This is a genomic window from Herbaspirillum sp. 1130 (assembly GCF_017833835.1).
GTDB classification, from domain to species: Bacteria; Pseudomonadota; Gammaproteobacteria; order Burkholderiales; family Burkholderiaceae_D; genus Herbaspirillum; species Herbaspirillum huttiense.
In genome coordinates this window covers 21,339-46,086 of record NZ_JAFICQ010000003.1, presented here as the reverse complement: position 1 = coordinate 46,086, position 24,748 = coordinate 21,339, and the positions used below count along the sequence as shown (strand labels likewise).

At 63.4% G+C, this 24,748-nt stretch carries 23 protein-coding genes, 1 tRNA gene, 1 other RNA gene and 1 riboswitch; of the genes, 19 read left to right on the top strand and 6 right to left on the bottom strand.

Annotated elements, in window-relative coordinates; genetic code table 11:
* Positions 1–61: 61 nt before the first annotated feature.
* Together JOD78_RS13915 and JOD78_RS13910 are read left to right on the top strand one after the other, a co-directional pair.
* Entirely contained in the window at positions 62–673 is a 612-nt protein-coding gene (locus tag JOD78_RS13915) for a response regulator transcription factor (RefSeq protein WP_121037886.1), read from the top strand.
* Between the two features lie 3 nt (positions 674–676).
* Positions 677–2,494, top strand: a complete 1,818-nt coding sequence (locus JOD78_RS13910; RefSeq protein ID WP_121037883.1) for a hybrid sensor histidine kinase/response regulator — start codon at positions 677–679, stop codon at positions 2,492–2,494.
* A 56-nt stretch (positions 2,495–2,550) separates the two neighbouring features.
* On the opposite strand, the gene tgt is transcribed toward JOD78_RS13910, so the two are convergent.
* Both tgt and queA read right to left on the bottom strand, forming a co-directional pair.
* Positions 2,551–3,681 carry a tRNA guanosine(34) transglycosylase Tgt gene (gene tgt, locus JOD78_RS13905; RefSeq protein ID WP_121037880.1) on the bottom strand — a complete coding sequence of 377 codons (1,131 nt, stop codon included), beginning with the start codon at positions 3,679–3,681 and terminating at the stop codon, positions 2,551–2,553.
* Positions 3,682–3,709: 28 nt separating this feature from the next.
* Complete coding sequence (gene queA, locus JOD78_RS13900; protein ID WP_039788976.1) at positions 3,710–4,726, bottom strand: tRNA preQ1(34) S-adenosylmethionine ribosyltransferase-isomerase QueA; 1,017 nt, start codon at positions 4,724–4,726, stop codon at positions 3,710–3,712.
* Positions 4,727–4,946: 220 nt separating this feature from the next.
* On the opposite strand from queA, the gene recG reads away from it, so the two are divergent.
* The 5 genes from recG to ssrS all read left to right on the top strand — a co-directional run bounded on the left by recG (position 4,947) and on the right by ssrS (position 9,166).
* Positions 4,947–7,067 carry an ATP-dependent DNA helicase RecG gene (gene recG, locus JOD78_RS13895; RefSeq protein WP_209568747.1) on the top strand — a complete coding sequence of 707 codons (2,121 nt, stop codon included), beginning with the start codon at positions 4,947–4,949 and terminating at the stop codon, positions 7,065–7,067.
* Between the two features lie 305 nt (positions 7,068–7,372).
* Positions 7,373–8,059, top strand: a complete 687-nt coding sequence (locus tag JOD78_RS13890; protein WP_039789792.1) for a tRNA-uridine aminocarboxypropyltransferase — start codon at positions 7,373–7,375, stop codon at positions 8,057–8,059.
* Positions 8,060–8,255: 196 nt separating this feature from the next.
* Positions 8,256–8,492: a hypothetical protein gene (locus JOD78_RS13885; protein ID WP_034330350.1), complete on the top strand. Its 237-nt coding sequence runs from the start codon at positions 8,256–8,258 to the stop codon at positions 8,490–8,492.
* Positions 8,489–8,806, top strand: coding sequence for a cell division protein ZapA (locus JOD78_RS13880; protein WP_121037871.1), 318 nt, complete (start codon positions 8,489–8,491; stop codon positions 8,804–8,806). Before JOD78_RS13885 ends, JOD78_RS13880 begins: the two co-directional genes overlap by 4 nt.
* Positions 8,807–8,989: 183 nt before the next feature.
* Positions 8,990–9,166: non-coding RNA, 6S RNA (gene ssrS / locus JOD78_RS13875), on the top strand.
* A gap of 120 nt (positions 9,167–9,286) precedes the next feature.
* On the opposite strand, the gene nrdR is transcribed toward ssrS, so the two are convergent.
* Entirely contained in the window at positions 9,287–9,766 is a 480-nt protein-coding gene (nrdR, locus tag JOD78_RS13870) for a transcriptional regulator NrdR (protein WP_121037869.1), read from the bottom strand.
* Positions 9,767–10,041: 275 nt separating this feature from the next.
* Positions 10,042–11,286, bottom strand: coding sequence for a serine hydroxymethyltransferase (glyA, locus tag JOD78_RS13865; RefSeq protein ID WP_008326559.1), 1,245 nt, complete (start codon positions 11,284–11,286; stop codon positions 10,042–10,044).
* Between the two features lie 141 nt (positions 11,287–11,427).
* Positions 11,428–11,527, bottom strand: a riboswitch (ZMP/ZTP riboswitch).
* A gap of 254 nt (positions 11,528–11,781) precedes the next feature.
* On the opposite strand from glyA, the gene JOD78_RS13860 reads away from it, so the two are divergent.
* The 11 genes from JOD78_RS13860 to JOD78_RS13810 all read left to right on the top strand — a co-directional run bounded on the left by JOD78_RS13860 (position 11,782) and on the right by JOD78_RS13810 (position 20,569).
* Positions 11,782–12,534, top strand: a complete 753-nt coding sequence (locus JOD78_RS13860) for an SDR family oxidoreductase (RefSeq protein ID WP_121037866.1) — start codon at positions 11,782–11,784, stop codon at positions 12,532–12,534.
* Between the two features lie 228 nt (positions 12,535–12,762).
* The gene (ybgC, locus tag JOD78_RS13855) at positions 12,763–13,224 is read left to right on the top strand and encodes a tol-pal system-associated acyl-CoA thioesterase (RefSeq protein ID WP_121037864.1); all 462 of its coding nucleotides are present in this window, start codon (positions 12,763–12,765) and stop codon (positions 13,222–13,224) included.
* 235 nt (positions 13,225–13,459) lie between these two features.
* Positions 13,460–14,161, top strand: coding sequence for a protein TolQ (tolQ, locus tag JOD78_RS13850; protein ID WP_034335154.1), 702 nt, complete (start codon positions 13,460–13,462; stop codon positions 14,159–14,161).
* The gene (locus tag JOD78_RS13845; protein ID WP_039788988.1) at positions 14,161–14,595 is read left to right on the top strand and encodes a biopolymer transporter ExbD; all 435 of its coding nucleotides are present in this window, start codon (positions 14,161–14,163) and stop codon (positions 14,593–14,595) included. Before tolQ ends, JOD78_RS13845 begins: the two co-directional genes overlap by 1 nt.
* 17 nt (positions 14,596–14,612) lie before the next feature.
* Positions 14,613–15,623 carry a cell envelope integrity protein TolA gene (gene tolA, locus JOD78_RS13840; RefSeq protein ID WP_209568709.1) on the top strand — a complete coding sequence of 337 codons (1,011 nt, stop codon included), beginning with the start codon at positions 14,613–14,615 and terminating at the stop codon, positions 15,621–15,623.
* A 3-nt stretch (positions 15,624–15,626) separates the two neighbouring features.
* Positions 15,627–16,925: a Tol-Pal system beta propeller repeat protein TolB gene (gene tolB / locus JOD78_RS13835; RefSeq protein ID WP_134134598.1), complete on the top strand. Its 1,299-nt coding sequence runs from the start codon at positions 15,627–15,629 to the stop codon at positions 16,923–16,925.
* Between the two features lie 43 nt (positions 16,926–16,968).
* Complete coding sequence (gene pal / locus JOD78_RS13830; RefSeq protein WP_039788992.1) at positions 16,969–17,490, top strand: peptidoglycan-associated lipoprotein Pal; 522 nt, start codon at positions 16,969–16,971, stop codon at positions 17,488–17,490.
* A 5-nt stretch (positions 17,491–17,495) separates the two neighbouring features.
* A complete protein-coding gene (gene ybgF / locus JOD78_RS13825) occupies positions 17,496–18,251 on the top strand; it encodes a tol-pal system protein YbgF (RefSeq protein WP_121037855.1) in 756 nt (251 codons plus the stop codon).
* Positions 18,252–18,353: 102 nt separating this feature from the next.
* A tRNA-Lys gene (locus JOD78_RS13820) sits at positions 18,354–18,429 on the top strand.
* A gap of 263 nt (positions 18,430–18,692) precedes the next feature.
* The gene (locus JOD78_RS13815) at positions 18,693–19,355 is read left to right on the top strand and encodes a hypothetical protein (protein ID WP_209568712.1); all 663 of its coding nucleotides are present in this window, start codon (positions 18,693–18,695) and stop codon (positions 19,353–19,355) included.
* An 11-nt stretch (positions 19,356–19,366) separates the two neighbouring features.
* Positions 19,367–20,569: a S1C family serine protease gene (locus JOD78_RS13810; RefSeq protein WP_121037850.1), complete on the top strand. Its 1,203-nt coding sequence runs from the start codon at positions 19,367–19,369 to the stop codon at positions 20,567–20,569.
* Between the two features lie 44 nt (positions 20,570–20,613).
* On the opposite strand, the gene lldD is transcribed toward JOD78_RS13810, so the two are convergent.
* Together lldD and JOD78_RS13800 are read right to left on the bottom strand one after the other, a co-directional pair.
* Complete coding sequence (lldD, locus tag JOD78_RS13805; RefSeq protein ID WP_134221639.1) at positions 20,614–21,771, bottom strand: FMN-dependent L-lactate dehydrogenase LldD; 1,158 nt, start codon at positions 21,769–21,771, stop codon at positions 20,614–20,616.
* Between the two features lie 25 nt (positions 21,772–21,796).
* Complete coding sequence (locus JOD78_RS13800; protein WP_034333759.1) at positions 21,797–22,534, bottom strand: FCD domain-containing protein; 738 nt, start codon at positions 22,532–22,534, stop codon at positions 21,797–21,799.
* A 131-nt stretch (positions 22,535–22,665) separates the two neighbouring features.
* Here JOD78_RS13800 and JOD78_RS13795 point away from each other — a divergent pair, with 131 nt between their 5' ends.
* A complete protein-coding gene (locus tag JOD78_RS13795) occupies positions 22,666–24,513 on the top strand; it encodes an FUSC family protein (RefSeq protein ID WP_209568715.1) in 1,848 nt (615 codons plus the stop codon).
* Positions 24,514–24,748: the final 235 nt, after the last annotated feature.

Sequence of the window (24,748 nt, the reverse complement as noted above, 5' to 3'; positions counted from 1 at the left end):
CAAAAACAGTTTCCGAAGGCTGCTTCCCGTGGGGAGCATGGCTGCGGGAGGGTTTCCAAACATGCCGACTTCACGTCTCCTGATCATTGACGATCATGCGCTCTTTCGTTGCGGCCTGCGGCTGGTGCTGCAGGCCGCCTTGCCGCACGCCAACATCGGCGAGGCCGCCTCGCTGGAGGACGCCATGCGCCTTGAGGACGGCCAGCCGCCCGGCATGGTGCTGCTGGACATCCAGCTGGGCGGGCTCAATGGCATCGACGGCATGTCCGTGCTGGCGCGCAAGTGGCCGCAGGTGCCGGTCATCATTCTTTCCGCCGACGATACCGACGAAACCGTGCGTGAAGCCACCCGGCGCGGCGCGGCCGCCTTCGTCTCCAAGGCAGCCACCGCTGACCACATCCTGCGGGTCTTGCTGGAGGTGGCTGGCGGACGGCATGTCCTCCCTGTGGCCGATGTCGCCGCCGATGCCACCGGCAAACCCCAGTTCACGCCACGCCAGTACGAGGTACTGGGCCTGCTCAGCCAAGGCCTGACCAACAAGGCCATCGGCCGCCGGCTCAATCTCTCGGAAAACACCATCCGCGGCCATGTCCAGGCCATCCTGCTGGCCCTGGACGTGGACAACCGCGCCGAAGCCGCCTTTGCCGCCCGCCGGCGCGGCCTGGTGAGCTAACGCATGAAGAGCGACGGCGCGCTGGGGAGCGCACCTGTGCACGCGGCGGGCGACGACACGCTGCACCGCGTCCGCGTGGAGCAGGTGCGGCTGTTGTGCGGCAATCTGGGCAGCTCGGTGCTGCCGGGCATTCTGGTGGCGCTGCTGGTGGCCTATGCACTGCGCGAGAGCGCCGGTCTGTGGCCACTGCTGGGGTGGGCTGCCGGGGTGATCGCCTCCAAACTGTTCGACTACGCCGATGCGCGGCGCATGCTGCGCATGGAAATCACGCCCGCCAACATCGACCAGATCAAGCGCCGCCTGGTCGTGTTGCATGGCATCGATGGTGCCGCCTGGGGCCTGTTGGCACCGCTGGCGCTGGATACCGCCAGCCCGGGTGGAAGCATCCTGCTCATCGGGGTGCTGGCGGGGGTGGCCGGCAATTCCATGTCGATCCTGTCGCCGGTGCTGCCGGCCTTCGTCTCCTTCTGCCTGGTGGAGCTGGGCATGCTGGCGGCCAGCGCCTGGCATACGCATGAAGATGCACTCCAGGTGCTGGCCGTGGCCGCCCTGCTCTACGTCGCCTCGCTCATGGTCCAGGCGCGCAACAGTGCGCGTGCGGCGCACGCAGCCATCATGCTGCGCTTCGAGAACAACGCGCTCATCGAGCGCCTGCAGCGCGAATCCGAAAAAACCCAGCAAGCCCTGCAGCAAGCCGAACAGGCCAATGCCGCCAAGTCGCGTTTCCTGGCCGGGGCCAGCCACGACCTGCGGCAACCCATCCATGCCCAGGGGCTGTTCCTGGAAGTGCTGTCCAATACCCCGCTCGATCCCATGCAGCGCGAGGTGGTCGGACGCCTGCGCAATGCCGCCGACAATTGCGCCGACATGCTGCATACCCTGCTGGATTACTCACGCATCGAAGCGGGCGTGGTGACACCGCAGCTAGCCCCTTTCCGCCCGCAGGCGCTGATCCATCGCATCAGCCGCGAGATGGCCGCGCAGGCCGAGGCCAAGGGTCTGGTGTTTCGCACCCGCGAGAGCCAGGCAGTGGCCAGCGCCGATGCGGGGCTGACCGAACTGATCCTGCGCAATCTGGTGTCCAATGCGATCCGCTATACCGAACGTGGTGGCGTGCTGGTGGCCTGCCGTCAGCGGGGTCCACAGGTGTGGCTGGAGGTATGGGATACCGGCATCGGCATCGCGCCGGAGCAGCAGCAGGAAATCTTTCGCGAATTCCACCAGCTGGGCAATCCGGAACGCGATCACAACAAGGGGATGGGTCTGGGTCTGGCGATTGCCGAGGGATTGGCGAAGATGCAGGGCTTGCAGCTGACGGTCCAGTCACGTCCGGGACGAGGGAGTGTCTTCCGGCTGCAACTGCCGGCGGCGCTCATGCCGCTGCCGGCGCATCCGGGCAAGCCGGTACCCGCGCTCACGGCACAGCGGGACCTGCACGGCCTGCGCATTCTGCTGATCGATGACGACCAGCGTGTGCGCGACAGCATGGCGCAGCTGCTGGGCCAATGGGGCTGCCATTGCATCGACGTCGAAGGCCTGGAAGAGGCCGAAGCGCTGGCCCACTCACAGGAATTCGACGTGGTCATCAGCGACTACCGCCTGCGTGCGCATCGCAATGGCACCGAAGCCATTGCGGCAGTCCGCGCTGCCAGCCGGGAGCATGTCGGTGCGCTGCTCATCACCGGGGATACGGCACCGGCCCGGCTGCGCGAAGCCAGCGAGAGCGGCATTCCCATGCTGCACAAACCGGTGGCCCCGGCGCAATTGTGGGAGGCACTGCTGCGGCTGGCGGCGAAGACTGGAGGCGTGCATCCGCAATGATGGGTTGATGCGCAATGGCGGGCACCAACACATCAGCGCACTAACGCATCAATGGATCAATCCACGCCGCGTGCGCGGTCTTCCTTGAATTTCCTGACGAAGTCCTGGAAGGTGCCGGCGTCGATGGCGTCGCGCATCTCCTGCATCAGTTGCAGGTAGTAGTGCAGATTGTGCACGGTGTTCATGCGGGCCCCCAGGATTTCACCGGCGCGATGCAGGTGGTGCAGGTAGGCGCGCGAGAAGTTCTTGCAGGCGTAGCAGTCGCAGCTCTCGTCGAAGGGGCGGTCGTCGTTCTTGTACTTGGCGTTCTTGATCTTGACGTCGCCATAGCGCGTGAAGATCCAGCCATTGCGCGCATTGCGGGTCGGCATGACGCAGTCGAACATGTCCACGCCGTTGGAGACGCCTTCCACCAGGTCTTCCGGCGTACCCACGCCCATCAGGTAGTGCGGCTTGTCGGCCGGCAGGCGCGGGCCGACATGTTCCAGCACGCGCATCATGTCTTCCTTGGGCTCGCCCACCGACAGGCCGCCGATGGCGAAACCATCGAAGCCCAGTTCTTCCAGGCCAGCCAGCGATTCATCGCGCAGGCCTTCGAACATGCCGCCCTGGACGATGCCGAAGAGCGCGTTCGGATTTTCGCCGCGATCGAATTCATCCTTGGAACGCTTGGCCCAGCGCAGCGACATGCGCATGGATTTGCCGGCTTCTTCGCGAGTGGCGGGACGGCCATCGATCTCGTAAGGCGTGCATTCATCGAACTGCATGACGATGTCCGAATTGAGCACGCGCTGGATCTGCATCGAGATCTCCGGCGAGAGGAACAGGCGGTCACCGTTGATGGGTGAAGCAAAGTGCACGCCCTCTTCCGTGATCTTGCGCATCTCGCCCAGCGAAAACACCTGGAAGCCGCCGGAGTCGGTCAGGATGGGCTTGTCCCAGCCGATGAACTTGTGCAGCCCACCAAACTTGCTGACCACCTCCAGTCCCGGGCGCAGCCACAGGTGAAAGGTATTGCCGAGGATGATCTGGGCGTTGATTTCCTTCAGTTCCAGCGGCGACATGGCCTTGACCGAACCATAGGTGCCCACCGGCATGAAAATGGGCGTCTCGACGGTGCCGTGGTTCAGTTTGACGCGGCCGCGGCGGGCCTTTCCGTCGGTTTTCAGCAGGGTAAATTCCAGCATGGTGCTCTCTGTTTTCTTTCCGGGTTTCTCAGGTACGGGTCAGCAGCATGGCATCGCCATAGCTGAAGAAACGGTATTGCTGCGCAATGGCGTGCGCATAGGCTGCGCGGATGTGTTCATAGCCGGCGAAGGCTGACACCAGCATCAGCAGGGTCGACTTGGGCAGGTGGAAGTTGGTCACCAGCTGGTCGACGGTCTTGAAGGTGTAGCCGGGCGTGATGAAGAGCTGGGTGTCATCGCTGCCGGCCTGGAGCTGGCCGCTCTGCGAGCCGGACTCCAGGGCGCGCATGCTGGTGGTCCCCACCGCGATGACACGGCCCCCTGCGGCTTTGGTGGCACGCACGGCCTCTACCGTCTCGGGCGAGATGGTGTACCACTCGCTGTGCATCTTGTGCTGCGACAGGTCTTCCACCCGCACCGGCTGGAAGGTGCCGGCACCCACGTGCAGGGTCACGAAGGCCTGCTTGACGCCACGGGCGGCCAGTTGCTGCAGCAGGGCTTCATCGAAGTGCAGGCCGGCGGTCGGTGCAGCGACGGCACCGGGTTCCTTGGCGTAGACGGTCTGGTAGCGCGTCTCGTCATAGGCATCGGCCTCGTGGTCGATGTAGGGCGGCAGCGGCAGGCTGCCGTATTGCTCCAGCAACTCGAAGGCATCGGCGGGGAAATGCAGGGTGAAGAATTCGCCGAAACGTTCACCTACGGTGACATCGAAGGCATCGGCCAGGCGGATGCGGGTACCTGGTGGCGGCGACTTGGAGGCGCGTACCTGGGCGTGGACGGTGCGCGGATCGAGGATGCGCTCGACCAGGGCCTCGATCTTGCCGCCGGTTTCCTTCACACCGAACAAGCGCGCCTTGATGACGCGGGTATCGTTGAAGACCAGCAGGTCGCCGGGCTGCAGCAGCTCGACGATGTCGGAGAAGCGGCGATCGGTCAGTTGCGCACCCTGCACCTGCAGCAGGCGCGAAGCGCTGCGCTCGGCCAGCGGGGTCTGGGCGATGAGCTCGGGGGGGAGCTCGAAATCGAAGTCGGAAAGAGAGTACATGCTTGCAAAATATGGGTGGAGGCGATGCGCACGGCAGCCAACATGGCCAAATGGCCCGGTGCCGGGGCACTTCCCGGGCAAGAAGTGTTGCCGGCGGGATTGATACTGTAAATATTCACAGTAAAATAGCGTAACCCGTTATTTTACGCTGTCTGCGCGTTTTTCCCATATGCGCGTGCGACTAGCCACAATGGCCCTCCGTCCATACCACGCCGACCGCATGCCCGCTACCGCGAAGAAAACCACCCCGCCGGCCTCGAAGAAAAAAGCGGCTCCCGCTGCCAAGGCCACCGCAAAGCCTGCCGCCAAGCCCGAAAACAAGCTGGCCAAGCTGGGCCTGCACAATGACATGGACCTGGTGCTGCATCTGCCGCTGCGCTATGAGGATGAAACCACCCTCATGAGCATCGCCGAGGCCTCCATGCGGGGCCTGCAGACGGTGCAGGTCGAAGGCGTGGTTACTGCCTGCGACGTGCAGTTCCGCCCGCGCCGGCAGTTGATCGTGACAGTCGGCGACGACAGCGGGCAGTTGACCCTGCGCTTCATCAATTTCTACGGCAGCCAGACCAAGCAACTGGCCGAAGGTACCCGGGTGCGGGTGCGCGGCGAATTGCGGCATGGTTTCTTCGGCGCCGAGATGGTCCATCCCTCTTACAAGGTGGTCAACGAAGGCGCTCCGCTGCCCGATGTCCTCACGCCCGTCTATCCGGCTGGCGAAGGCCTCTCCCAGGCCTATCTGCGCAAGGCCATCGCCAATGCCATGAGCCGCCTGGACTGGAGCGATACGCTGCCGCCTTCGATGCTGGAGACCCTGAACCTGGCCGGCTTCGAGCCGTCCGTGCGGCTGCTGCACAATCCGCCGCCGGACGTGGATGAGCATGCCCTGATCGAACGTTCCCATCCCGCCTGGATCCGCATGAAGTTCGATGAATTGCTGGCGCAGCAGCTCTCGCTCAAGCGCGCCCAGGCCGCGCGCCGCGCCAAGACCTCGCGCGCACTGCCGGTCACCGGGCGCATCACCGAGGAACTGACCAAGGTCCTGCCCTTCCAGCTGACCGGTGCCCAGCAGCGCGTTCTCGAAGAGATTCGCGCCGACCTGCGCCAGTCCTTCCCCATGCAGCGCCTGCTGCAGGGCGATGTGGGCAGCGGCAAGACGGTGGTGGCCGCGCTGGCCGCCGCCCAGGCCATCGACAGCGGTTGCCAGGCAGTGCTGATGGCACCGACCGAAATCCTGGCCGAACAGCACTTCCGCAAGATTGCGGCCTGGATGGAACCGCTCAATGTCGGCGTGGCCTGGCTCTCCGGCAGCCAGAAAAAAAAGGAAAAGACCGAGGCCCTGGCCCACATCGAATCCGGTGCGGCGCGCTTGGTCATCGGGACCCACGCGCTCATCCAGGACACGGTGCAATTCGAGAACCTGGGCCTGGTGATCGTCGATGAGCAACACCGCTTCGGCGTGGGCCAGCGCCTGGCCCTGCGCAACAAGAGCTTCAATCCGGCCGACCGCGAAGCGGCTGCCGTGCCGCACCAGCTGATGATGTCGGCCACCCCCATCCCGCGTACGCTGGCGATGACCTATTACGCCGACCTCGAAGTCTCGGTGATCGATGAATTGCCACCAGGCCGCTCACCTATCGTCACCCGCGTGATCGACCAGAACCGCCGCGATGAAGTCATTGAACGGGTGCATGCGGCAGCGCTGGAAGGCAAGCAGATCTACTGGGTCTGCCCGCTGATCGAGGAATCCGAAGCCTTGCAACTGCAGACCGCGACCGACACCCATGCCGCCCTCTCGGCCGCGCTGCCGGACCTGCAGATCGGCCTGGTGCACGGCCGCATGAAGCCGGTGGAAAAACAGATCGTCATGGAAGGCTTCAGCCGGGGGGCGATCCATCTGCTGGTGGCGACCACCGTCATCGAAGTCGGCGTGGACGTGCCCAATGCCTCACTGATGGTGATCGAACATGCCGAGCGTTTTGGCCTGTCGCAGCTGCACCAGTTGCGCGGACGCGTGGGGCGGGGCTCGGCAGCCAGCGTGTGCCTGCTGCTGTATCAAGGCCCCCTCGGCGGCACCGCCAAACAGCGCCTGGCGACCATGCGCGAGACTACCGACGGCTTCGAGATCGCACGGCGCGACCTCGATATTCGCGGGCCGGGTGAGTTCCTGGGCGCAAGACAATCCGGTGAGGCCATGCTGCGTTTTGCCGATCTGGCCACCGACCAGTGGCTGGTGGAAAAAGCGCGCGATACGGCACAGGCACTGCTGCAGCATGCGCCCGATATCGTGGATCGCCATCTGGCACGCTGGCTTGGCGGACGGGAAGATTTCCTGAAGGTATGAAACACCCGCGAGGCCGCCGCAGAGGCCGCCTCGCGGGGCTTCGGGCTTGGTCTTTTGCAAAGCTTTCCAGCATCTCTCACGCGGCAGGCCAATGCAAGGGCTGCAAACGCAAATCAGCAAAATGCCAACCAGATTTCCGCAAAAATCGAGAATTTCTTCGCTTTATGTCGATTGACGGAGAGCAGTACTGAGTCCAATCTACGGCCCACGGTGAACGGGTTCATGAAGGATCGCGCGGCGCACGCTGGTTCACCGGCTTCCCGTTGCGCCGGATGACCATCGCTAACTACAGAAGGCTGAACATTTTGGTTTCCAACCACGATCAACAATTGGCCCGCAGACTGCTCTGCCCCATCTGCCAACGCGCACTGACGGCTTGCATCTGCCACTGGACCTCTCCCATCGATCATGCCGTCGATGTGCTGATCCTTCAGCATCCGCTGGAAGTGAGCAATGCCAAAAACAGCGTGCGGCTGCTGCACCTGAGCCTGCCGTACAGCAAGCTGGTGGTCGGCTCGGTGTTTGATGCCGAGGAACTGCACGCAATGATGCACGCTCCGTCCCGCCTGCGCGGCGTCTCTTCGACCGAACCGGTGCATCCGGTGCTGTTGTACACGGACGATGTCTGCACGCCCGAGACCCGCTACTTCGATGCGCGCACCATGATGGTGGACAAGCAGGAGACGCTCAAGCGCGTGCGCCTGGTGATCATCGACGGTACCTGGCGCAAGAGCCGCAAGATGCTGTTCGAAAACCCGATCCTGCAAACCCTGCCGCGCATGATGCTGATCGATACCCCGACCTCGCGCTACACCATCCGCAAGTCGCACAAGCCCGAACAGCTGGCCACGCTGGAAGCAACCGGCTACGCGCTCATGCAGCTGGAACGCAACAGCGAGAAATATCATCCGCTGCTGACGGCCTTCGACAATTTCGTCCTGCAACAGGGCTACATGCGCATGCACGGCCAGGCGACGCGGCGCAGCGAATAGGCGATCCGCCTGGCGCAGGGGAACCAAAGGCACTGACCGCTGACCAAACCCATCCGGCCGCTCCGTGCGGCCGTTCTTGTTCAGGTGGCGTGGCAATGCGCTTATAATTGTGCGATTGAGACGTTGTGGTCCTGAACATCTCTGACATACGTTGACGCCGGCCGGCGTCATCCCATCCCTGCGAACAAATCAACACATGAGTTCCGAATTCCTGCAACTGGCTGAAAAAGTCACTCAGCTCGCCAAGCTGGCACAAGGCCTGCGCGAAGAAAATGCCGAGCTGCGCCGGAAAGTCAAACTGCTCTCCGAAGACAACACCACCCTCGCCTCCCGCGTGGACCAGGCTTACCAGCGCGTCTCCGCCGTGCTGGCGCAACTGCCCGTGGCCGAAGTGGAAGAAGAAGCGGCTGCCGCCGGTGAGGAGGCCGCATGACCACCATCCAGATCAATGCCATGATCATGGGCCAGTCCTATACGCTGGCCTGCCAGGAAGGCGAACAGGCCGCGCTGCATCATGCCGTGGCCTATCTCGACCAGAAGATGCGCGCCATCCGCGACGCCGGCCGCATCAAGGGCACCGACCGCATCGCCGTGATGGCCGGACTGGGCATCGCTGCCGAGTTGCTGAGCATGCAACGTGCTGAAGGTCCCTTCGCCGGCCTGACCATTGCGCAATGGCAGCAGCAGATTGCCGCCATCACCGAAGTGGTGGACCAGGCGCTGGCCCCGCAGGAAAAACTGTTTTGAGTGCGCTGTCAGCGCCATGCTGACACGCGGAAATTCTTTACGCATGCTTGAGAAAATGGCTGCCTTGCGCAGCCATTTTGCTTTCCCGGAGCAAGCACTTCCCCTGAAGAAAATCCGGTTACAAAATCGTCGACTTATTTTTGAGGAAGGTCTTGGAGGACGAAGATGAATCGGTTAGACTTCGTACTCCTGCCGTGTTCGCGATTGCCATATATTCCTTGAACCATTTACGAGCATAGGCTGTGGGATCGTTTGATGGGCGTGAGCGTCGCTAGTCCGATGAACCCGAAATTGAACTACCGCAGCCAACTTGAACCGTCAGGTTCAGGATGCCGGCACAGCGGCACAGGCGGGACTTGGATTGAAGAAAAACGGCTGCATTCGCAGCCGTTTTTTTATGCCTGTTTGTAATGCCTCTTTGTTACGCCTGTTTGCTGGCGTGACGGAGGACCAAGCAGCGCCGCCCCCTCTTCGCCCCACTCAGCTCTCGCGTTTCTTCGCGCCCTTGCGCTCCAGTCCCACTTCATCGATCACATCCTGGAATTCGGTCACATCCTCGAAGCTCTTGTAGACCGAGGCAAAGCGGATATAGGCTATCTTGTCCAGACGCTTCAGTTCGCGCATCACCAGCTCCCCGACCTGCCCCGACATCACTTCCCGCTCGCCGCTTTGCAGCAGCTTGTCCTGGATGCTCTGGATGGCCATATCGACCGCCTCGGCCGATACCGGGCGCTTGCGCAGTGCCAGCATCAGGCTGCCGCGCAGCTTGGCCGGATCAAAGTCGGTACGGCTGCCATTCTTCTTGACGATCACCGGCATGGTCAGCTCGATGCGCTCGTAAGTCGTGAAGCGCTTGTCGCAATTGCCGCAGCGGCGGCGGCGGCGAATGGAATGGCCGTCCTCGGACAGGCGCGTATCCAGCACCGGGGTATCTTCGTGATTGCAGAATGGGCACTTCATGGTGGCAGTGAGGCAGTAGTTGGATTGAGCTGGACAATGAGGGCCGGGGCCCGGTACTTCGATGACGCGCCGGCCACGCCATGGCCAGCACCACAGTGTTGCATCCCCAGGCCGGCCCGGCCATCGTATGCGAGGGCAAACCGGCCGGTCCAAATAAGCGACGGCGCCCGCAGTAACGGGCGCCGTCCGGAACATCTTCTACGACAGGTGCAGTTTCCGCTTTTTGGCAGAAAACTTCACGCCGGCCCCCAACGGGCCGGCATTTCCGCCGTCAATCAGCCGTAGACCGGGAAGGCCTCGGTCAGCTTCTTCACTTCGGCCTTGACGCGCTCGATGGTGGCGGCATCGTGCGGGTTGTCCAGCACGTCGGCGATCAGGTTGCCGACCTTTTCAGCTTCGGCTTCCTTGAAACCACGGGTGGTCATGGCCGGGCTGCCCAGGCGGATGCCGGAGGTCACGAATGGCTTTTCCGGATCGTTGGGGATGCCGTTCTTGTTGCAGGTCATGTGGGCCGAACCCAGGATGGCTTCGGCTTCCTTGCCGGTCAGGCCCTTGGGACGCAGGTCCACCAGCATCACGTGCGACTCGGTGCCGCCCGAGACGATGCGCAGGCCGCGCTTGATCAGGGTCTTGGCCAGAACGTCGGCGTTCTTCACCACTTGCTGCTGATACGCCTTGAATTCCGGCGAAGCCGCTTCCTTGAAGGCCACGGCCTTGGCCGCGATGACGTGCATCAGCGGGCCGCCCTGGATACCGGGGAAGATGGCCGAGTTGATGGCCTTCTCATGCTCGGCCTTCATCAGGATCACGCCACCGCGCGGACCGCGCAGGGACTTGTGGGTGGTCGAGGTGACGAAGTCGGCGAAGGGCACCGGGTTCGGGTACACGCCTGCGGCGATCAGGCCGGCGTAGTGGGCCATGTCCACCATGAAGTAGGCACCGACTTCCTTGGCGATCTTGGCGAAGCGCTCGAAATCGATGCGCAGCGAGTAAGCCGAAGCGCCAGCGATGATCAGCTTGGGCTTCTTCTCACGGGCCAGGCGTTCCATGGCGTCGTAGTCGATCTCTTCCTTTTCGTTCAGGCCGTAGGAGACCACGTTGAACCACTTGCCCGACATGTTCAGTGCCATGCCGTGGGTCAGGTGGCCGCCTTCTGCCAGCGACATGCCCATGATGGTGTCGCCCGGCTTCAACATGGCGAAGAACACGCCCTGGTTGGCCTGGGAACCGGAGTTGGGTTGCACGTTGGCGGCTTCGGCGCCGAACAGGGCCTTCAGGCGGTCGATGGCCAGCTGCTCGGCCACGTCCACGAATTCACAGCCACCGTAGTAGCGCTTGCCCGGATAGCCTTCGGCGTACTTGTTGGTCAGCTGCGAACCTTGCGCTTCCATCACGGCCGGCGAGGTGTAGTTTTCAGACGCGATCAGCTCGATGTGATCCTGCTGGCGGGTGTTTTCCTTCTGGATGGCAGACCACAGGTCGGGATCGACTTTCGCGAGAGTCTGGTTCTTGTCAAACATGGCTTTTCTCCAAATTGATGAGCTGGGGCCGAAGATCGCGTCACCGGCAGCATGCGGACATGCCGGGGGCTCGACTTCCGAAATCGAATGAGGGCCGGAAAAATGGAATGGGATTGCGGGCAGCCTCAGTCGTACTGTCCATTCGGCTGCCCAGGCGCACGGCTGTTGAAATCTCACGCTTCCCGATGGATCCCCATCTTGGCCGGTTTTACCCGGCGTTTCGCCAGTCACGTGAGACGAAATGGTGAGCGCATTGTAGTGAAACGGGGCGATTTGGGCAAGAACCATGGTGGCCGCGCAACAGCCCCGGTCCCGAGCCGATATGAAAGAAAAAACTGGAAAAAACCCGAAAAAAGCGAGCCCATCCTCGTAAAAAGCGGCTTTGGGCTACAATTTCGCTTCTTTCGTTTTTACTTCCGGAACGCCGGTGTGAAGCTTTATCCAGTTTCACTGGCCGGCGCCGGTCTCATCGCCACACAACAGGAGAATCAAGAGATGGTCGTGTTGATTACAGGAGCAACCGCAGGCTTCGGTGCCGCCATGGCACGCAAATTTGCCGGCAACGGTCACAAGGTGATCGCGGCCGGTCGCCGCAAGGAGCGCCTGGATGACCTGGTCAAGGAACTGGGTGCCGACAAGGTGCTGCCCCTGGTGCTGGACGTGACCAGCAAGGAATCGATCAACGCCGGCCTGGAGAGCCTGTCGGGCGAGTGGAAGCAGGTCGACGTGCTGGTCAACAACGCCGGCCTGGCGCTGGGCCTGGGTCCGGCCCACGAAGTGGCGCTGTCGGACTGGGAAACCATGATCGACACCAACGTCAAGGGCCTGGTCACCATCACCCACGCCCTGCTGCCGGAGATGGTCAAGCGCGGCAGCGGCACCATCATCAACCTGGGCTCGGTGGCCGGAGCCTATCCCTATCCGGGCGGCAACGTCTACGGTGCCACCAAGGCCTTCGTTGACCAGTTCACCCTGAACCTGCGCGCCGACCTGGTCGGTACCGGGGTGCGCGCCACCAACCTGGCGCCCGGCCTGTGCGGCGGCACCGAGTTCTCCAACGTGCGCTTCAAGGGCGACGATGGCGCGGCGGCGAAGGTCTATGAAGGAACGACCCCGCTGACGGCTGAAGACATCGCGGAAGCCGCCTTCTGGGTCGCCACCATGCCCGCCCATGTGAACATCAATTACATGGAACTGATGCCGACCTGCCAGGGCTTCAGCCCCTTCAACATCAAGCGCAAACAGTAAGGGATGGAGTAGAATGGCGTTTTTGCCGAAGGTGCCCTGGCACCGCAAGAACGCCATCCTCGCCCGACCTTGGCTGATGGACAAGTTCTACAGGCAGCGAGCAGCCGTCAATTCGTTCGCTTGCCTGACGGCATCATCGCGGATTGCGATGGATTTCCTGGTTCACTTTTCCTGATTTCCTGATTCTTTCTCCCCTGCCACAGCAGATTTCCCAATAACAAGAAGCATATGAGTGCCGCCAGTAGTCCATTCGACTGGAAGATCCGGGTCTATTACGAAGATACTGACACCGGAGGCGTGGTTTTCTACGCCAACTACCTGAAGTTCTTTGAGCGCGCCCGCACCGAATGGCTGCGCTCCTTCGGTTTCCAGCAACAGCACTTGGCCGAAACCACCGGTGCCATCTTCGTCGTCAAGAACACCAGCGTCGACTATCTCTCGCCCGCCCGCCTGGACGATGAACTCCGCCTGACCGTCGTGGTCGAAAAAATTCGAAATGCCTCCATGCAATTCATCCAGGAGGCCTGGTGCCTGCCGTCGGGGGACGGCTCAGGTAGCGCAGGCCCCGATGGCAGCGCACCGCGTCTGCTGGCACGAGGCAGCATCACCGTAGTCTGCGTGGATCAGGCCACCTTCCGGCCGCGTCCGATTCCTGACGAATTGCTGAATCGCATCAAGAAGACAACATGATGTCAACGGAAAAGCTCATCCGGGCCTTTATGGTGCTGGGACTGTCGCCTTGTGGCGACACATTCCCGTCGGTTGGGACAATCTGCGCCGTGGAAAACTTCTCTGCACATTTGCCGTCTTTTGTTTCGTACCGTTTCATATAGCGTCACCGCCTCACTGAACGATCACACAAAACAACAGATTTTTAACCTAGCCTCCTCACCCCAACGCCGCCTTCAAGCCGCCACACTTCCCCATGAACGTCACACAAGACCTGTCCTTCATTTCACTGATCGCCAACGCGTCCGTCCTGGTGCAACTCGTGATGTTGCTGCTGCTGTCGGCCTCGATCATCAGCTGGACCTACATCTTCCGCAAGATGTTCACCATCCGCTCGGCCCGTGTGCAGACCGAGGAATTCGAACGCGTCTTCTGGTCCGGCGGCAACCTGTCGGCGCTGTACCAGGATGCCCTGTCCAACCGCCGCAAGGCCGGTGCCGGTGGCGCGCTGGAGCGCATCTTCCAGGCTGGCATGGGTGAATTCACCAAGGCCAAGGCATCGGTCGCCGCGCGTGGCGGTGCCGTCGAACCCGGCCTGCTGCTCGACGGTGCCCGCCGCGCCATGCGCGCCGCCTACCAGCGCGAGATGGATGCGCTGGAATCGCACCTGGCCTTCCTGGCCTCGGTCGGTTCGGTGTCCCCGTACGTGGGCCTGTTCGGCACCGTGTGGGGCATCATGAATGCCTTCCGTGGCCTGGCCAACGTGCAGCAGGCCACCCTGGCTGCGGTGGCGCCCGGCATTGCCGAAGCCCTGATCGCCACGGCCATCGGCCTGTTCGCGGCGATTCCGGCGGTGGTGGCCTACAACCGCTATTCGCACGACATCGACCGTCTGGCGATCCGCTTCGAGAGCTTCATCGAAGAGTTCTCCAACATCTTGCAACGTCAGGCACGCTAATGGCTGGCTCATCGATGCGCGGGGGCCGTCCCCGCAAGTTCAAGTCCGAGATCAACGTCGTGCCCTACATCGACGTGATGCTGGTGCTGCTCATCATCTTCATGGTGGCCACGCCCATCACCAATCCCAGCGTGATCAACCTGCCCACGGCGGGCAAGTCCACGCAGCCGCCGTCGGATTACATCGAGATCGCCCTGAAGCCCAACGCCCAGGCCACCATTCGCATCAACGGCCCCAAGAGCGGCGGCAAGAAGGCCGAGACCGTGACTGGCAAGACCGACCTGTCGGAACGCCTGCGCAAGCTGCATGAGGACAATCCGGACCTGGCGGTGATGATTTCGGCCGACAAGGAAATCAAGTACGACGACGTGGTGCAAGTCATCTCGGAAGCCAAGAAACAGGGAATCGCGCGGGTCGGCCTGGCCACCAAGTAAGCGCACAGCCGAGTGATATGAGCGATAACGCACACTACACCATCCCCAAGCCACCCGGCCGCTGGCGCGCCATCACGCTGGCGCTGGTGATGCACGTGGCCTTGTTCCTGTTCTTCTGGATCGGCATCCGCTGGCAGAGCGAAACACCGCTGACGGTGGAAGCCGAGATCTGGGATCCGCAGTACAAGGAAGCCGCGCCCCTGCCCACGCCGCCACAGCCGCAGCCCGAACCTGATCCGGTGGTCGAGCCGCCCAAGCCGCAGCCCGAACCTGATCCGGTGGTCGAGCCGCCCAAGCCGCAGCCCGTGATCGAGCCCAAGACCGTCGCCCCCAAGGTGATCGACGAGCCCAAGCTCGACAAGCCCGATATCGCCCTGCAAAAAGAGAAGGAAAAGAAGCGCAAGGAAGAGCAGGAGAAACAGGAGAAGGCCGACAAGCTCAAGGCAGAGAAGGAAAAGGCCGAGCGCGAGAAGAAGGAACAGGCCGAGAAGGACAAGGCTGAACGCGAGAAGAAGGAAAAGCTGGAAGCCGAGAAGCAGAAGAAGCTGAAGGAAGACAAGCAGAAGGAAGAAGAAGCCAAGAAGAAGGCCGACGCCGAGAAGCAGGCTGCCGACAAGAAGAAGCAGCAGCAAGCCGCGGCCGACGCCAAGGCGGCTGAACAGCGTCGCCAGGAAGACCTGAAACGCATGATGGGCCAGGCCACCAGTGCCACCGGTGGGACCGGTACGGCCGAGAAGTCGCAAGGTCCGAAGGGTAGCCCCAGCTACGCCAACAAGTTGCGCGCCAAGATCCGCAGCAACACGGTCTTCGACAATAGCGGCGTCAGCGGAAACCCTGCCGGGGAGTACACTGTCGAATTGTTCCCGGACGGGACGGTACGCAGCGTGCGTGTGAACAAGCCTTCAGGTGTCCCTGGCTTCGACGATGCCGTGCGGACTGCCGTCATGAAGTCCCAGCCCTTCCCGGCCGATACGGATGGCAAGGTGCCGTCCAGCTTCACATTCACCCATTATCCGAAAGATCAGTAAACGATGATTAAAGCCCGTTACCTGACCCTGTCCCTGACCCGCATGGCCACTGCCATGGTGGCCGTGGCCGGCCTGTCCTTCGCCCCGGCCTCGCAGGCGCAGATCCGCTTCGAGATCACCGGCGTGGGTGCCTCGCAGATCCCGGTGGCCATCGCCGCCTTCCCGGGTGAAGAATCCGCTCCGCAGCAGATCACCTCGGTGGTCAAGGCCGACCTGGCCCGCAGCGGCATCTTCAAGCTGATCGACAACAGCGATGCGCTCTCGGATTCCTCGGCCATCAACTATGCCGACTGGCAGAAGCGCGGGGCCAATGCGCTGGCCGTGGGCAGCGTCACGCGCCTGGCCGATGGCCGTTTCGATGTGCGTTATCGCCTGTTCGACACGGTGCAGTCGAGCCAGCTCTCGGCCCTGTCCATCGGTGCCCAGCCGCAACTGCTGCGCCTGACCGCGCACAAGATCGCCGACGACATCTACCAGAAGCTGACCGGCATCCCGGGCATCTTCTCCACCCGCATCTCCTATGTGACCAAGTCCGGCAACGAATACCGCCTGGAAGTGGCCGATGCCGATGGGGAAGGCACGCAGGTGGCATTGCGCTCCAATGAGCCGATCATTTCGCCGTCCTGGTCGCCGGATGGCACCAAGGTTGCCTACGTCTCCTTCGAGATGAAGAAGCCGGTGGTCTACATCCAGAACCTGGTGACCCGCCAGCGCTCCATCGTGGCCAACTTCAAGGGCAGCAACTCGGCCCCGGCCTGGTCGCCGGATGGCTCGCGCCTGGCCGTGGCCTTGACGCGCGATGGCCTGACCCAGGTCTATGTGATCAATGCCGACGGTTCGGGCCTGCGCCGCCTGACCAACAGTGCCGGCATCGATACCGAACCGCAGTTTTCGCCTGATGGCGGTAGCGTCTACTTCACCAGCGACCGCAGCGGCGGCCCGCAGGTGTACAAGGTGGGCCTGGATGGTGGCTCGCCCCAGCGCGTCACCTTCAATGGCAGCTACAACATCAGCCCGCGCATTTCGCCGGATGGCAAGACGCTGGCCTTCATCTCGCGTCGCGACGGTCTGTTCCAGCTGTATGCACTGGACCTGACCAATGGCCAGGAGATTCGCCTCTCCGATGGCAGCCGCGACCAGTCGCCCAGCTTTGCGCCCAATGGCAAATACATCATGTACGCGACGGAAGCTGGTCGTCGCGGATCCCTGGCCGTCGTTTCCGTCGATGGCCGAATCAAACAGCGTCTGACGACGCAGGCCGGTGATATCAGGGAACCGACCTGGGGTCCGTTCATGAAATAAAGAAATCCAATATTGCTTTCATCACGACAAGGAGAAATCCAAAATGCGCACTATCAGTACCTTCGCCCTCATCGTCTCCAGCGCTGTTCTGCTGGCCGCCTGCTCGTCGACCAAGCTGGACGACAAGGCCAACGCTCCCGTGCAGAACGGTGCCAGCAACGGCGCCGCTGACACCCGTGCCGTCGGCACCGTCAACGCCGGTTCGGTTGATCCGCTGAACGACCCGCAAGGCGTGCTGGCCAAGCGTAGCGTGTACTTCGACTACGACAGCTACACTGTCAAGCCGGAATACCGTACCGTCATCGAAAACCACGCCAAGTACCTGGTGGCCCACAAGGACCGCAAGGTGATCATCCAGGGCAACACCGATGATCGCGGTGGCGCCGAGTACAACCTGGCCCTGGGTCAGAAGCGTGCAGAAGCCGTCCGCAAGGCACTGGTCCTGCTGGGCGTGTCGGATGCACAAGTGGAAGCGGTTTCCTTCGGCAAGGAAAAGCCCAAGGCACTGGGCCAGGATGAAGCGTCCTACGCCGAGAACCGTCGCGCTGACATCGCTTACCAATAATCGACATGCATACCGCTTTCAAACTGAAATCGGTAACCGTGGCGGCCTTGCTGGCCGCCACGGCTTTCCTACCGCTTACCGCCCGTGCCGGCCTGTTTGATGATGACGAGGCGCGCAAGGCCATCCTGGACATTCGTTCCAAGATCGAAGCCCTGCAGCGTGATGTCGCCAACAAGGCTGACAAGAACAGTGTCCTGACGCTCTCGGACCGCAACGACAACCTGCAATCCCAGATTGCGGCGCTGCGCGGCCAGATCGAGGTGCTGACCAACGAGATTACCAACGCCCAGCAACGCCAGAAGGATTTCTACGTCGACCTGGATGCACGCCTGCGCAAGCTGGAGCCGCAGCAGGTGCAAGTCGATGGCCAGACCGTGGCTGTGGGCGTGTCCGAACAGCAGGCCTATGATGCGGCCCTGTCGCAATTCAAGGGTGGCGACTACAAGGGAGCGGCCAACGCCTTTGCCGACTTCATCAAGCGCTATCCGCAATCCGGCTACGCCGCCTCGGCGCAATACTGGCAAGGCAATGCCCTGTACGCCCAGCGCGACTACAAGGGTGCCATCGCTGCGCAGCAGGTGGTGGTGAAGAATTATCCGGACAACCCCAAGGCCGCTGACGCCCTGCTCAACATCGCCAGTTCGCAAGCTGAACTGAAGGACAAGGCAGCGGCCAAGAAGACCCTGGAACAGTTGATCGCCAAGTATCCGAACACCCCTGCCGCACAGACCGGCAAGGATAGGATGGCGTCGCTCAAGTAAGCGGGTTCATCGCGGTGATGGTGTTTGATGAACGATCATGATCGTTTGTGAAGGCACAGTGTTGACACCGTCGATAGAGTTTGCCTATAATAGCGGTCTTTCGGGTCGTTAGCTCAGCTGGTAGAGCAGCGGACTTTTAATCCGTTGGTCGCAGGTTCGAATCCCGCACGGCCTACCAGAAATTCAGCAGTACATGAGAAGGGCTCCAGTTCGCTGGGGCCCTTTTTGTTTTTGCCCCTTCCTTCACATCCCCGAATTTCCGCGAAGCGCCTCGCCAGCGCTCGTTTCAATTTTCTCTGAAGAAAACTCCCCGTCAGCGCCCCCGTCAGCCCTTTGTCAGAACGCCATGTGAAGATTCACACATTGAATCAAGGCCCTGCCGGATGAGAACTTCATACCGGCCAAAACGGGCCCACATCATCCACGACAACAAAGAACAACATGATGCTGACATCATCATTCAGGGGCGTTGCCGGCATCGTGCTGGCAGCGGCAATGCTGGCCGGCTGCGCCACCGCCTACGGGCCGCGCGGACTGACCGGGGGCTATACCGATGCCAAACTGGCCGATGACCTGTACCGCGTCACCTTCTCCGGCAACGGCAAAACCAGCCGCGACATGGTCTGGCATTACTGGATCTATCGCTGCGCAGAACTGACGCAGCAACAGGGCTACTCCCACTTCATCATCCTCAAGCCCAGCGATCCCGTCCCCAAACCGGTCGCGCCGCCGATGACCAATACCTCCTGGCAAAGCGACCCGCTAGACGGCAACGATCCCCTGGCCCGGCTCACGCCCACCGCCACCCACGCTGCCCCGATCTACATCTACACACCCGGCACGCCCATCATCACCTACTCCGGCAATGCCGTGGTCAAGATGCTGCGCAAGCCCGCCGAGTATCCCGGCCAGGCCGTGCTGAGCGCCGAAGTGGTCCTGCGGCTCATCGGCCCCTACGTGAAAAGCGCAGGCCAGTCACCCGCTCCCCCCGAACAGGACGTCATCAAGTCCGCCCTGGTCTTCACGCCCCTGCCGGCAGCGCAACAGCGGCGCAATGGCCAGGTCACCATCGACGACCTCAAGAACCTCCTGCCTACCCCCTGAGACGCACCTCCATGAGATCCCGCCTGACCAAGCTCCTTGGCCTGCTCGGCCCCCTGCTCGCTGCAGCGCCGCCAGCCCACGCACTGGATGCCGAAACCCTGTTCCAGCAGCTCTCGCCCAGTATCTGGGTAGTGCAGGCCATGGACGCGCAAGGACAGATCTTCAGTACCGGTTCGGCCGTCGTGATCGGGCCGGAACGGCTGGTCACCAATTGCCACGTGCTGGCGCGCGCCAGCAGCTTCAAGCTGCGGCGCGGCAATCTCACGCTGGGGGGCAAGCTGGAGTTTCCGGATCCGGAGCGCGATCTCTGCCAGGTCCGTGCCGAAGGCCTCAAGGCACCCGCCGTCACCATCGCTCCGGCGCGCAGCCTGCGGGTCGGGCAGAAGGTCTTCACGCTGGGAGCACCGCGCGCGCTGGAAGAGACCATCAGCGATGGCCTGCTCTCGGCATTGCGGCTGGATAACGAGGGCAAGCTGCGTTTCCTGCAGACCTCGGCGCCGATTTCCTCGGGCTCCAGCGGCGGCGGGCTGTTCAATGACAAGGGCGAGCTGATCGGCATCACTACCGCCATGATTGCCGGGGCCACCGTGCAGAATCTCTCCTTCGCAGTACCGGCCGAATGGATACGCGATCTGGAGACCCGCGGCCGCGCTGTCCTCGCCAAGCGCAACAGCACGGTCAACACGGCCACCGCAGCCACACCCGCCCCCCCGGCATTGACGCAGCCTCCGGCCGCGCTGCCTGCGCCGGCAGCGCCTCCCGTCGCGATGGCTCCGCCCGCCGCCCTGCCCGCCCAGCCGGTTCGTCCGCCAGCCCAGTTGCCGCCCGCCGGGGCCGCTCCATCAGTGCCGGCCAATCCGAACAGCGTGCGCAGTGGCGAACGCTGGTACGGCTTGATGACCTGCGGAGCGCGCGCCGACAACGGCGAGTTCTCGCAAGCCTATCAGGCGCATTTCGAGGCGGAAGTGGGCAAGGTCGCGATCTCCCTGCATCGCCGCGATGCCATACGGGCGGAAAACCTGACCGGCCAGTTCGGCAGCAACCGGCTCGATATCACCGGCTTCGGCTACCGCGTCAACGATCCCGACCGGATGTGGCAATTCCGGTTTACCGGCAGCATCACCGCCGGTGCACCGATCTATGCGCTCAAGGGCGACATGCTGCGCGGCCAGGAATCAGTTCGCAAGTGCGAGCTGGTGATTGCGAAGATGTGAAGGGCCACCGAACATGAAGCAGCAGCGGCCCCCGGTTCTCAGGCTCAGATCACGGGGGCGCTGGCACCCGCCTTCACCAGGCTGTCCGTACTGATCTCGCCGATCCTGCGCGCCCCCGTCAAGGTCATGGCCACCTGCATTTCCTTGGCAAAGAGACCCAGCACATTCTCCACGCCAGCCTGCCCTTCGGCAGCGAGTGCATAGATGAAGGCGCGCCCCAGCATCACCGTATCGGCACCCAATGCCAACAGCCGCACCACGTCCAGCCCCGAACGCACGCCCGAATCCACCAGCAGGGCGAGATCCCCCTTCACCGCACTGGCGATCTCCGGCAAGGCGCGCGCAGTCGACAGCACGCCGTCCAGTTGGCGGCCACCATGGTTGGAGACCACGATGCCATCGGCACCGAATCGGACCGCCTCGCGCGCATCCTCGGGATCAAGGATGCCCTTCAACAGCATGCTGCCCTGCCAGGAATCGCGTATCCACTGCAGGTCATGCCAGCCGATGCCCGGATCGAAATTGGCCCCCAGCCAGCCTACGTAATCTTCCAGTCCGGTCTTCTTGTTGAGATAGGCCGAGACGTTGCCGAGATCATGCGGACGTCCCAGCAAACCCACATCCCACGCCCAGCGCGGATGCGTGACGGCCTGCAGATAGCGGCGCAGCGCCGCATTGGGCCCGGACATGCCCGAATGGCGGTCGCGATAGCGTGCGCCCGGCACCGGCATGTCCACCGTGAACACCAGCGTGCGCACACCCGCCGCCCAGGCGCGGTCCAGCACGTTCTTCATGAAGCCGCGATCCTTGAGCACATACAGCTGGAACCAGATCGGCCGCGTCACCGCCTGCTGCACCTCTTCGATCGGGCACACCGACACCGTCGACAAGGTGAAGGGGATGCCCGCCTTCTCCGCTGCCCGCGCCGCCTGCACTTCCCCGCGCCGGGCATACATCCCGGTCAGGCCGACCGGCGACAGCGCCAGCGGCATGGCCAGCGACTGGCCCAGCAGCGTGGTGGAGAGATCGACTTCGCCCACTTCCTTGAGTACCCGCTGACGCAAGGCCAGTTGGCGCAGGTCCAGCGAATTGCGCGCCAGCGTGTGTTCATCGTAGGCACCGCCGTCGATGTAGTCGAACAGGAAACGCGGCAAGCGACGCCGGGCGGCTTCGCGGTAATCGTGGGTGGAAGAGATGATCATGATGGTCCTGGTAACGTGAAAGAAATCAAACGGCAGCGGCACGCCGCGCACGGGCGGGGGCTTCTTCGATGTCCAGCAGGCGCTGCTGCACGAAGTCGAGATGCGCATTGGCATGCTGGCGCGCCTCCTCGGCGCGGCCGGCGAGGATGGCATCGAGGATCTGGCGATGCTGCTGATCCAGCTGGGCCACGATGTCCGGCAGGCGATACAGCTGGCGCAGGGTGTCGGCAATGCTGATCTCCAGCAGCCGCAACAGGCCCGACATCACCTGCCGCAACACCACATTGCGCGAGGCCTGGGCGATGGCGAGATGGAAGGCCGCATCGGTGCGCGCCTGCGCGGCCAGATCGTCGAGCGGCGCAGTGGAGACTGCAAGATAGGCCTGCTGCAGGCGGCGCTTGTCGTCGTCGCTGGCGCGCAGGGCGGCGAAATAGGCCGCATCGCCTTCCAGCGAAAAGCGGATCTCGGCCACGTCCTTCCAGTACCCGGCATCGCTGCGCGCCAGTGGCGCCAGCGGCTGCAAGGCCTCGGCAATCGGGTCGGTCAGCGCCGCCTGCTCGTCGTCCGCCATGAAAGTGCCGCCACCGTGACGCGCCACCAGCACACCCCGGCTGGCCAGCACGCCAATGGCCTCGCGCAGGGACGAACGCGACACCCCGAACTCGGCCGCCAGCGTGCGTTCAGATGGCAGCTTCTGGCCCGGTGCCAGCGCTTGCCGGGCAATCAGGCTGGCCAGGCGATCAACCAGGGGAGAGGCAGTCATCGGCAACTCACTTTCTTGGTGGTCGGACCACTTTGCAGGATCCTTGGGGAGGAATTGCAGTCGATTGTAGTATTCGCTTCTCGGACGACACAATGCCTTTGCATAGTGGTCCGACCACTTCCGTATTCACCATGCGACTCCTGCTCCGTTCATCTGCCCGTCCACTCGCTGCCCATGCCCGCCGCATTGCCCGGCGGCTGGAACTGCGTTCCTTCCCGCTGTTGCAGGAGCAGTTCAATGCCGGGGAAGGCGCGCGCGCCGGCGTGGCCATTGCCTTGCCGCTGGCAGCCGCGATGCTGAGCGGCCAGCGCTGGCTGGCATGGGCCGTGTTCGCGGCCTTCTGGACCTGCCTGTGCGACGCGCCGGGGCCGCACGCACAACGCCGCAGGCTGCTGGGCGGCTTTGCCGTGGCAGGCACGGCGGTGGCCTTCTTCGGTGCCTGGAGCGCCTCCTGGGGCCCGCACGCGGCCCTCCTGAGCGCGCCGTTGATGGTGCTGGGCGTGGTGACGCTGACCGCTGCCATCGAGTCCGGCACCCTGCTGGGGACGCTGCTGGCGGTAGTCGCCGTGGTGGCGGCTGGTTTTCCGCACGGGGCGGCGATGGCCGCGCTGCAGGCCGCCTCCTTCTGCGCCGGTGCCGCTTGGGCCTGGCTGCTGATCAATCTGGCCTGGCGTCTCGACGACCAGGCTGCCCTGCGCCAGGCGGCCCGCGCAGCGCTGCTGCGCATGATGGACATGAGCCTGGCCCTGCTGGCCGCGCCGCCCGGACAGCACCGTGACCAGCACTGGCACCGTGAGCACGGCGAACACCGCCGCGCCACACGGCTGGCGCTGGAACGCCTGCGGACCATGCTGCAGCGGCATGCGGGCACCCCCATGGCCGAGGCGGATGCATGGGAACGCCGGCTGGAAGCCTGCGAAATGCTCTTCCACACCCTGATCGCACTGGAGCATGCAGCCATCCAGCAATTGGCCAGTCCGGGCGAGCGCCGCCGGGCTGCGCGTGTGGCCATCGCCGTGCTGCTGCACGCCCTCGCCGTTCTGGAGACATCCCCCGCGAAGGCCAACCGGCCGCGCAGCGCCCGACCGCACGCTGCAGCAGCCGATCCCCTGATCGCCGGCTGCCTGCGCGCCCTGGCGCAAGCCGACCGCCTGCTGCAGGCACGGCAAGCCACGCACGCCGGCCCGTGCTCGTCGACGTCCTCGCCTGCCCCGGCGGTCCCGCCCCGCAAGCGCCTGCGCGCCGGCCTGCTGCGGGGCTTGCAACAGGGGGGACGCCAGGCTGCCGGCGTGGCCGCCGTGTTCTATGCGGCCGAGGCCTTTCATCTGGGCTATCCGTATTGGGCGACGATGGCGGTGGTCGTGGTGTTGCAGGGCGCGGCGCGCCAGACCTGGACACGCTGCCTGGAACGCATCCTGGGCAGCCTGCTGGGCGGCCTGCTGGCCTTGACGCTGCTGCAGCTGGTCCCGGCCCACGGGCTGCTGCTGCCGCTGGTGGCGGTCCTGCTGGCAGGGCTGGCAATTGCCCTGCGGCTGGTGAACTACACGGTGTTCGTGGTGTTTCTGACCATGCTCTTCATCTGCGTGACCGACATGCTGCAGCCCGGCACCGGGATCGCCTCGGCCCGCGCACTGGACAACCTGATCGGCAGCGCTGCCGCCCTGCTGGCCGCGCTGGCGCTGTGGCCCGATCTCGGCGCTACGCCGCGCCAGCGCATCGCGGCCGGACTGGAAGCCAATCGCGCCTATCTGAACGCCGTCCAGTCGCAGCAGCCAGCTCCTGTGCTGCGACAGCTGCAACGCCAGGCCGGACTGGCCAGCATCGAGGCCGAAACCGCGCTGCACGAGCTCGGCGGTCTGCGCCGCCAGCGCGACGCCCTGAGCGCCGATGAAGTCGCTTCCCTGCGCAGCCTGCGTGAACTGGCCGGGCAAGCCTCGGTTCAGTGGCACCGGCAAAACGGCCGCGCCGACGCTCCCTGAAAAACGGCGCTTCCCTTCATCTTTTTCCGGAGGGAAAGAGCGCAACAGCAATACCGGCGCGGATATCTGCCCAAACCTTCACTTCCCTCATCAAACCGGGGCAATGTTGTCATCCTGTCATTTTCGTGTGATAGATTGCGCTTCATGATTGGCACTACCGGAACAACGGCGACGACTGCGGCATGCAGCGCGAAGCGCCGGGCCGGTAACGCGCGCGGGGGCGCGCAGGCACACG

Coding starts and splice junctions, on each gene's coding strand:
- ybgC (WP_121037864.1), top strand. CDS start 12,763: ATGAGTGCCGCCAGTAGTCCATTCGACTGGAAGATCCGGGTCTATTAC.
- JOD78_RS13800 (WP_034333759.1), bottom strand. CDS start 22,534: ATGACTGCCTCTCCCCTGGTTGATCGCCTGGCCAGCCTGATTGCCCGG.
- lldD (WP_134221639.1), bottom strand. CDS start 21,771: ATGATCATCTCTTCCACCCACGATTACCGCGAAGCCGCCCGGCGTCGC.
- JOD78_RS13880 (WP_121037871.1), top strand. CDS start 8,489: ATGACCACCATCCAGATCAATGCCATGATCATGGGCCAGTCCTATACG.
- JOD78_RS13915 (WP_121037886.1), top strand. CDS start 62: ATGCCGACTTCACGTCTCCTGATCATTGACGATCATGCGCTCTTTCGT.
- tolB (WP_134134598.1), top strand. CDS start 15,627: ATGATTAAAGCCCGTTACCTGACCCTGTCCCTGACCCGCATGGCCACT.
- JOD78_RS13810 (WP_121037850.1), top strand. CDS start 19,367: ATGAGATCCCGCCTGACCAAGCTCCTTGGCCTGCTCGGCCCCCTGCTC.
- JOD78_RS13795 (WP_209568715.1), top strand. CDS start 22,666: ATGCGACTCCTGCTCCGTTCATCTGCCCGTCCACTCGCTGCCCATGCC.
- tolA (WP_209568709.1), top strand. CDS start 14,613: ATGAGCGATAACGCACACTACACCATCCCCAAGCCACCCGGCCGCTGG.
- nrdR (WP_121037869.1), bottom strand. CDS start 9,766: ATGAAGTGCCCATTCTGCAATCACGAAGATACCCCGGTGCTGGATACG.
- pal (WP_039788992.1), top strand. CDS start 16,969: ATGCGCACTATCAGTACCTTCGCCCTCATCGTCTCCAGCGCTGTTCTG.
- queA (WP_039788976.1), bottom strand. CDS start 4,726: ATGTACTCTCTTTCCGACTTCGATTTCGAGCTCCCCCCCGAGCTCATC.
- JOD78_RS13885 (WP_034330350.1), top strand. CDS start 8,256: ATGAGTTCCGAATTCCTGCAACTGGCTGAAAAAGTCACTCAGCTCGCC.
- JOD78_RS13845 (WP_039788988.1), top strand. CDS start 14,161: ATGGCTGGCTCATCGATGCGCGGGGGCCGTCCCCGCAAGTTCAAGTCC.
- tolQ (WP_034335154.1), top strand. CDS start 13,460: ATGAACGTCACACAAGACCTGTCCTTCATTTCACTGATCGCCAACGCG.
- glyA (WP_008326559.1), bottom strand. CDS start 11,286: ATGTTTGACAAGAACCAGACTCTCGCGAAAGTCGATCCCGACCTGTGG.
- ybgF (WP_121037855.1), top strand. CDS start 17,496: ATGCATACCGCTTTCAAACTGAAATCGGTAACCGTGGCGGCCTTGCTG.
- JOD78_RS13860 (WP_121037866.1), top strand. CDS start 11,782: ATGGTCGTGTTGATTACAGGAGCAACCGCAGGCTTCGGTGCCGCCATG.
- JOD78_RS13815 (WP_209568712.1), top strand. CDS start 18,693: ATGATGCTGACATCATCATTCAGGGGCGTTGCCGGCATCGTGCTGGCA.
- tgt (WP_121037880.1), bottom strand. CDS start 3,681: ATGCTGGAATTTACCCTGCTGAAAACCGACGGAAAGGCCCGCCGCGGC.
- recG (WP_209568747.1), top strand. CDS start 4,947: ATGCCCGCTACCGCGAAGAAAACCACCCCGCCGGCCTCGAAGAAAAAA.
- JOD78_RS13910 (WP_121037883.1), top strand. CDS start 677: ATGAAGAGCGACGGCGCGCTGGGGAGCGCACCTGTGCACGCGGCGGGC.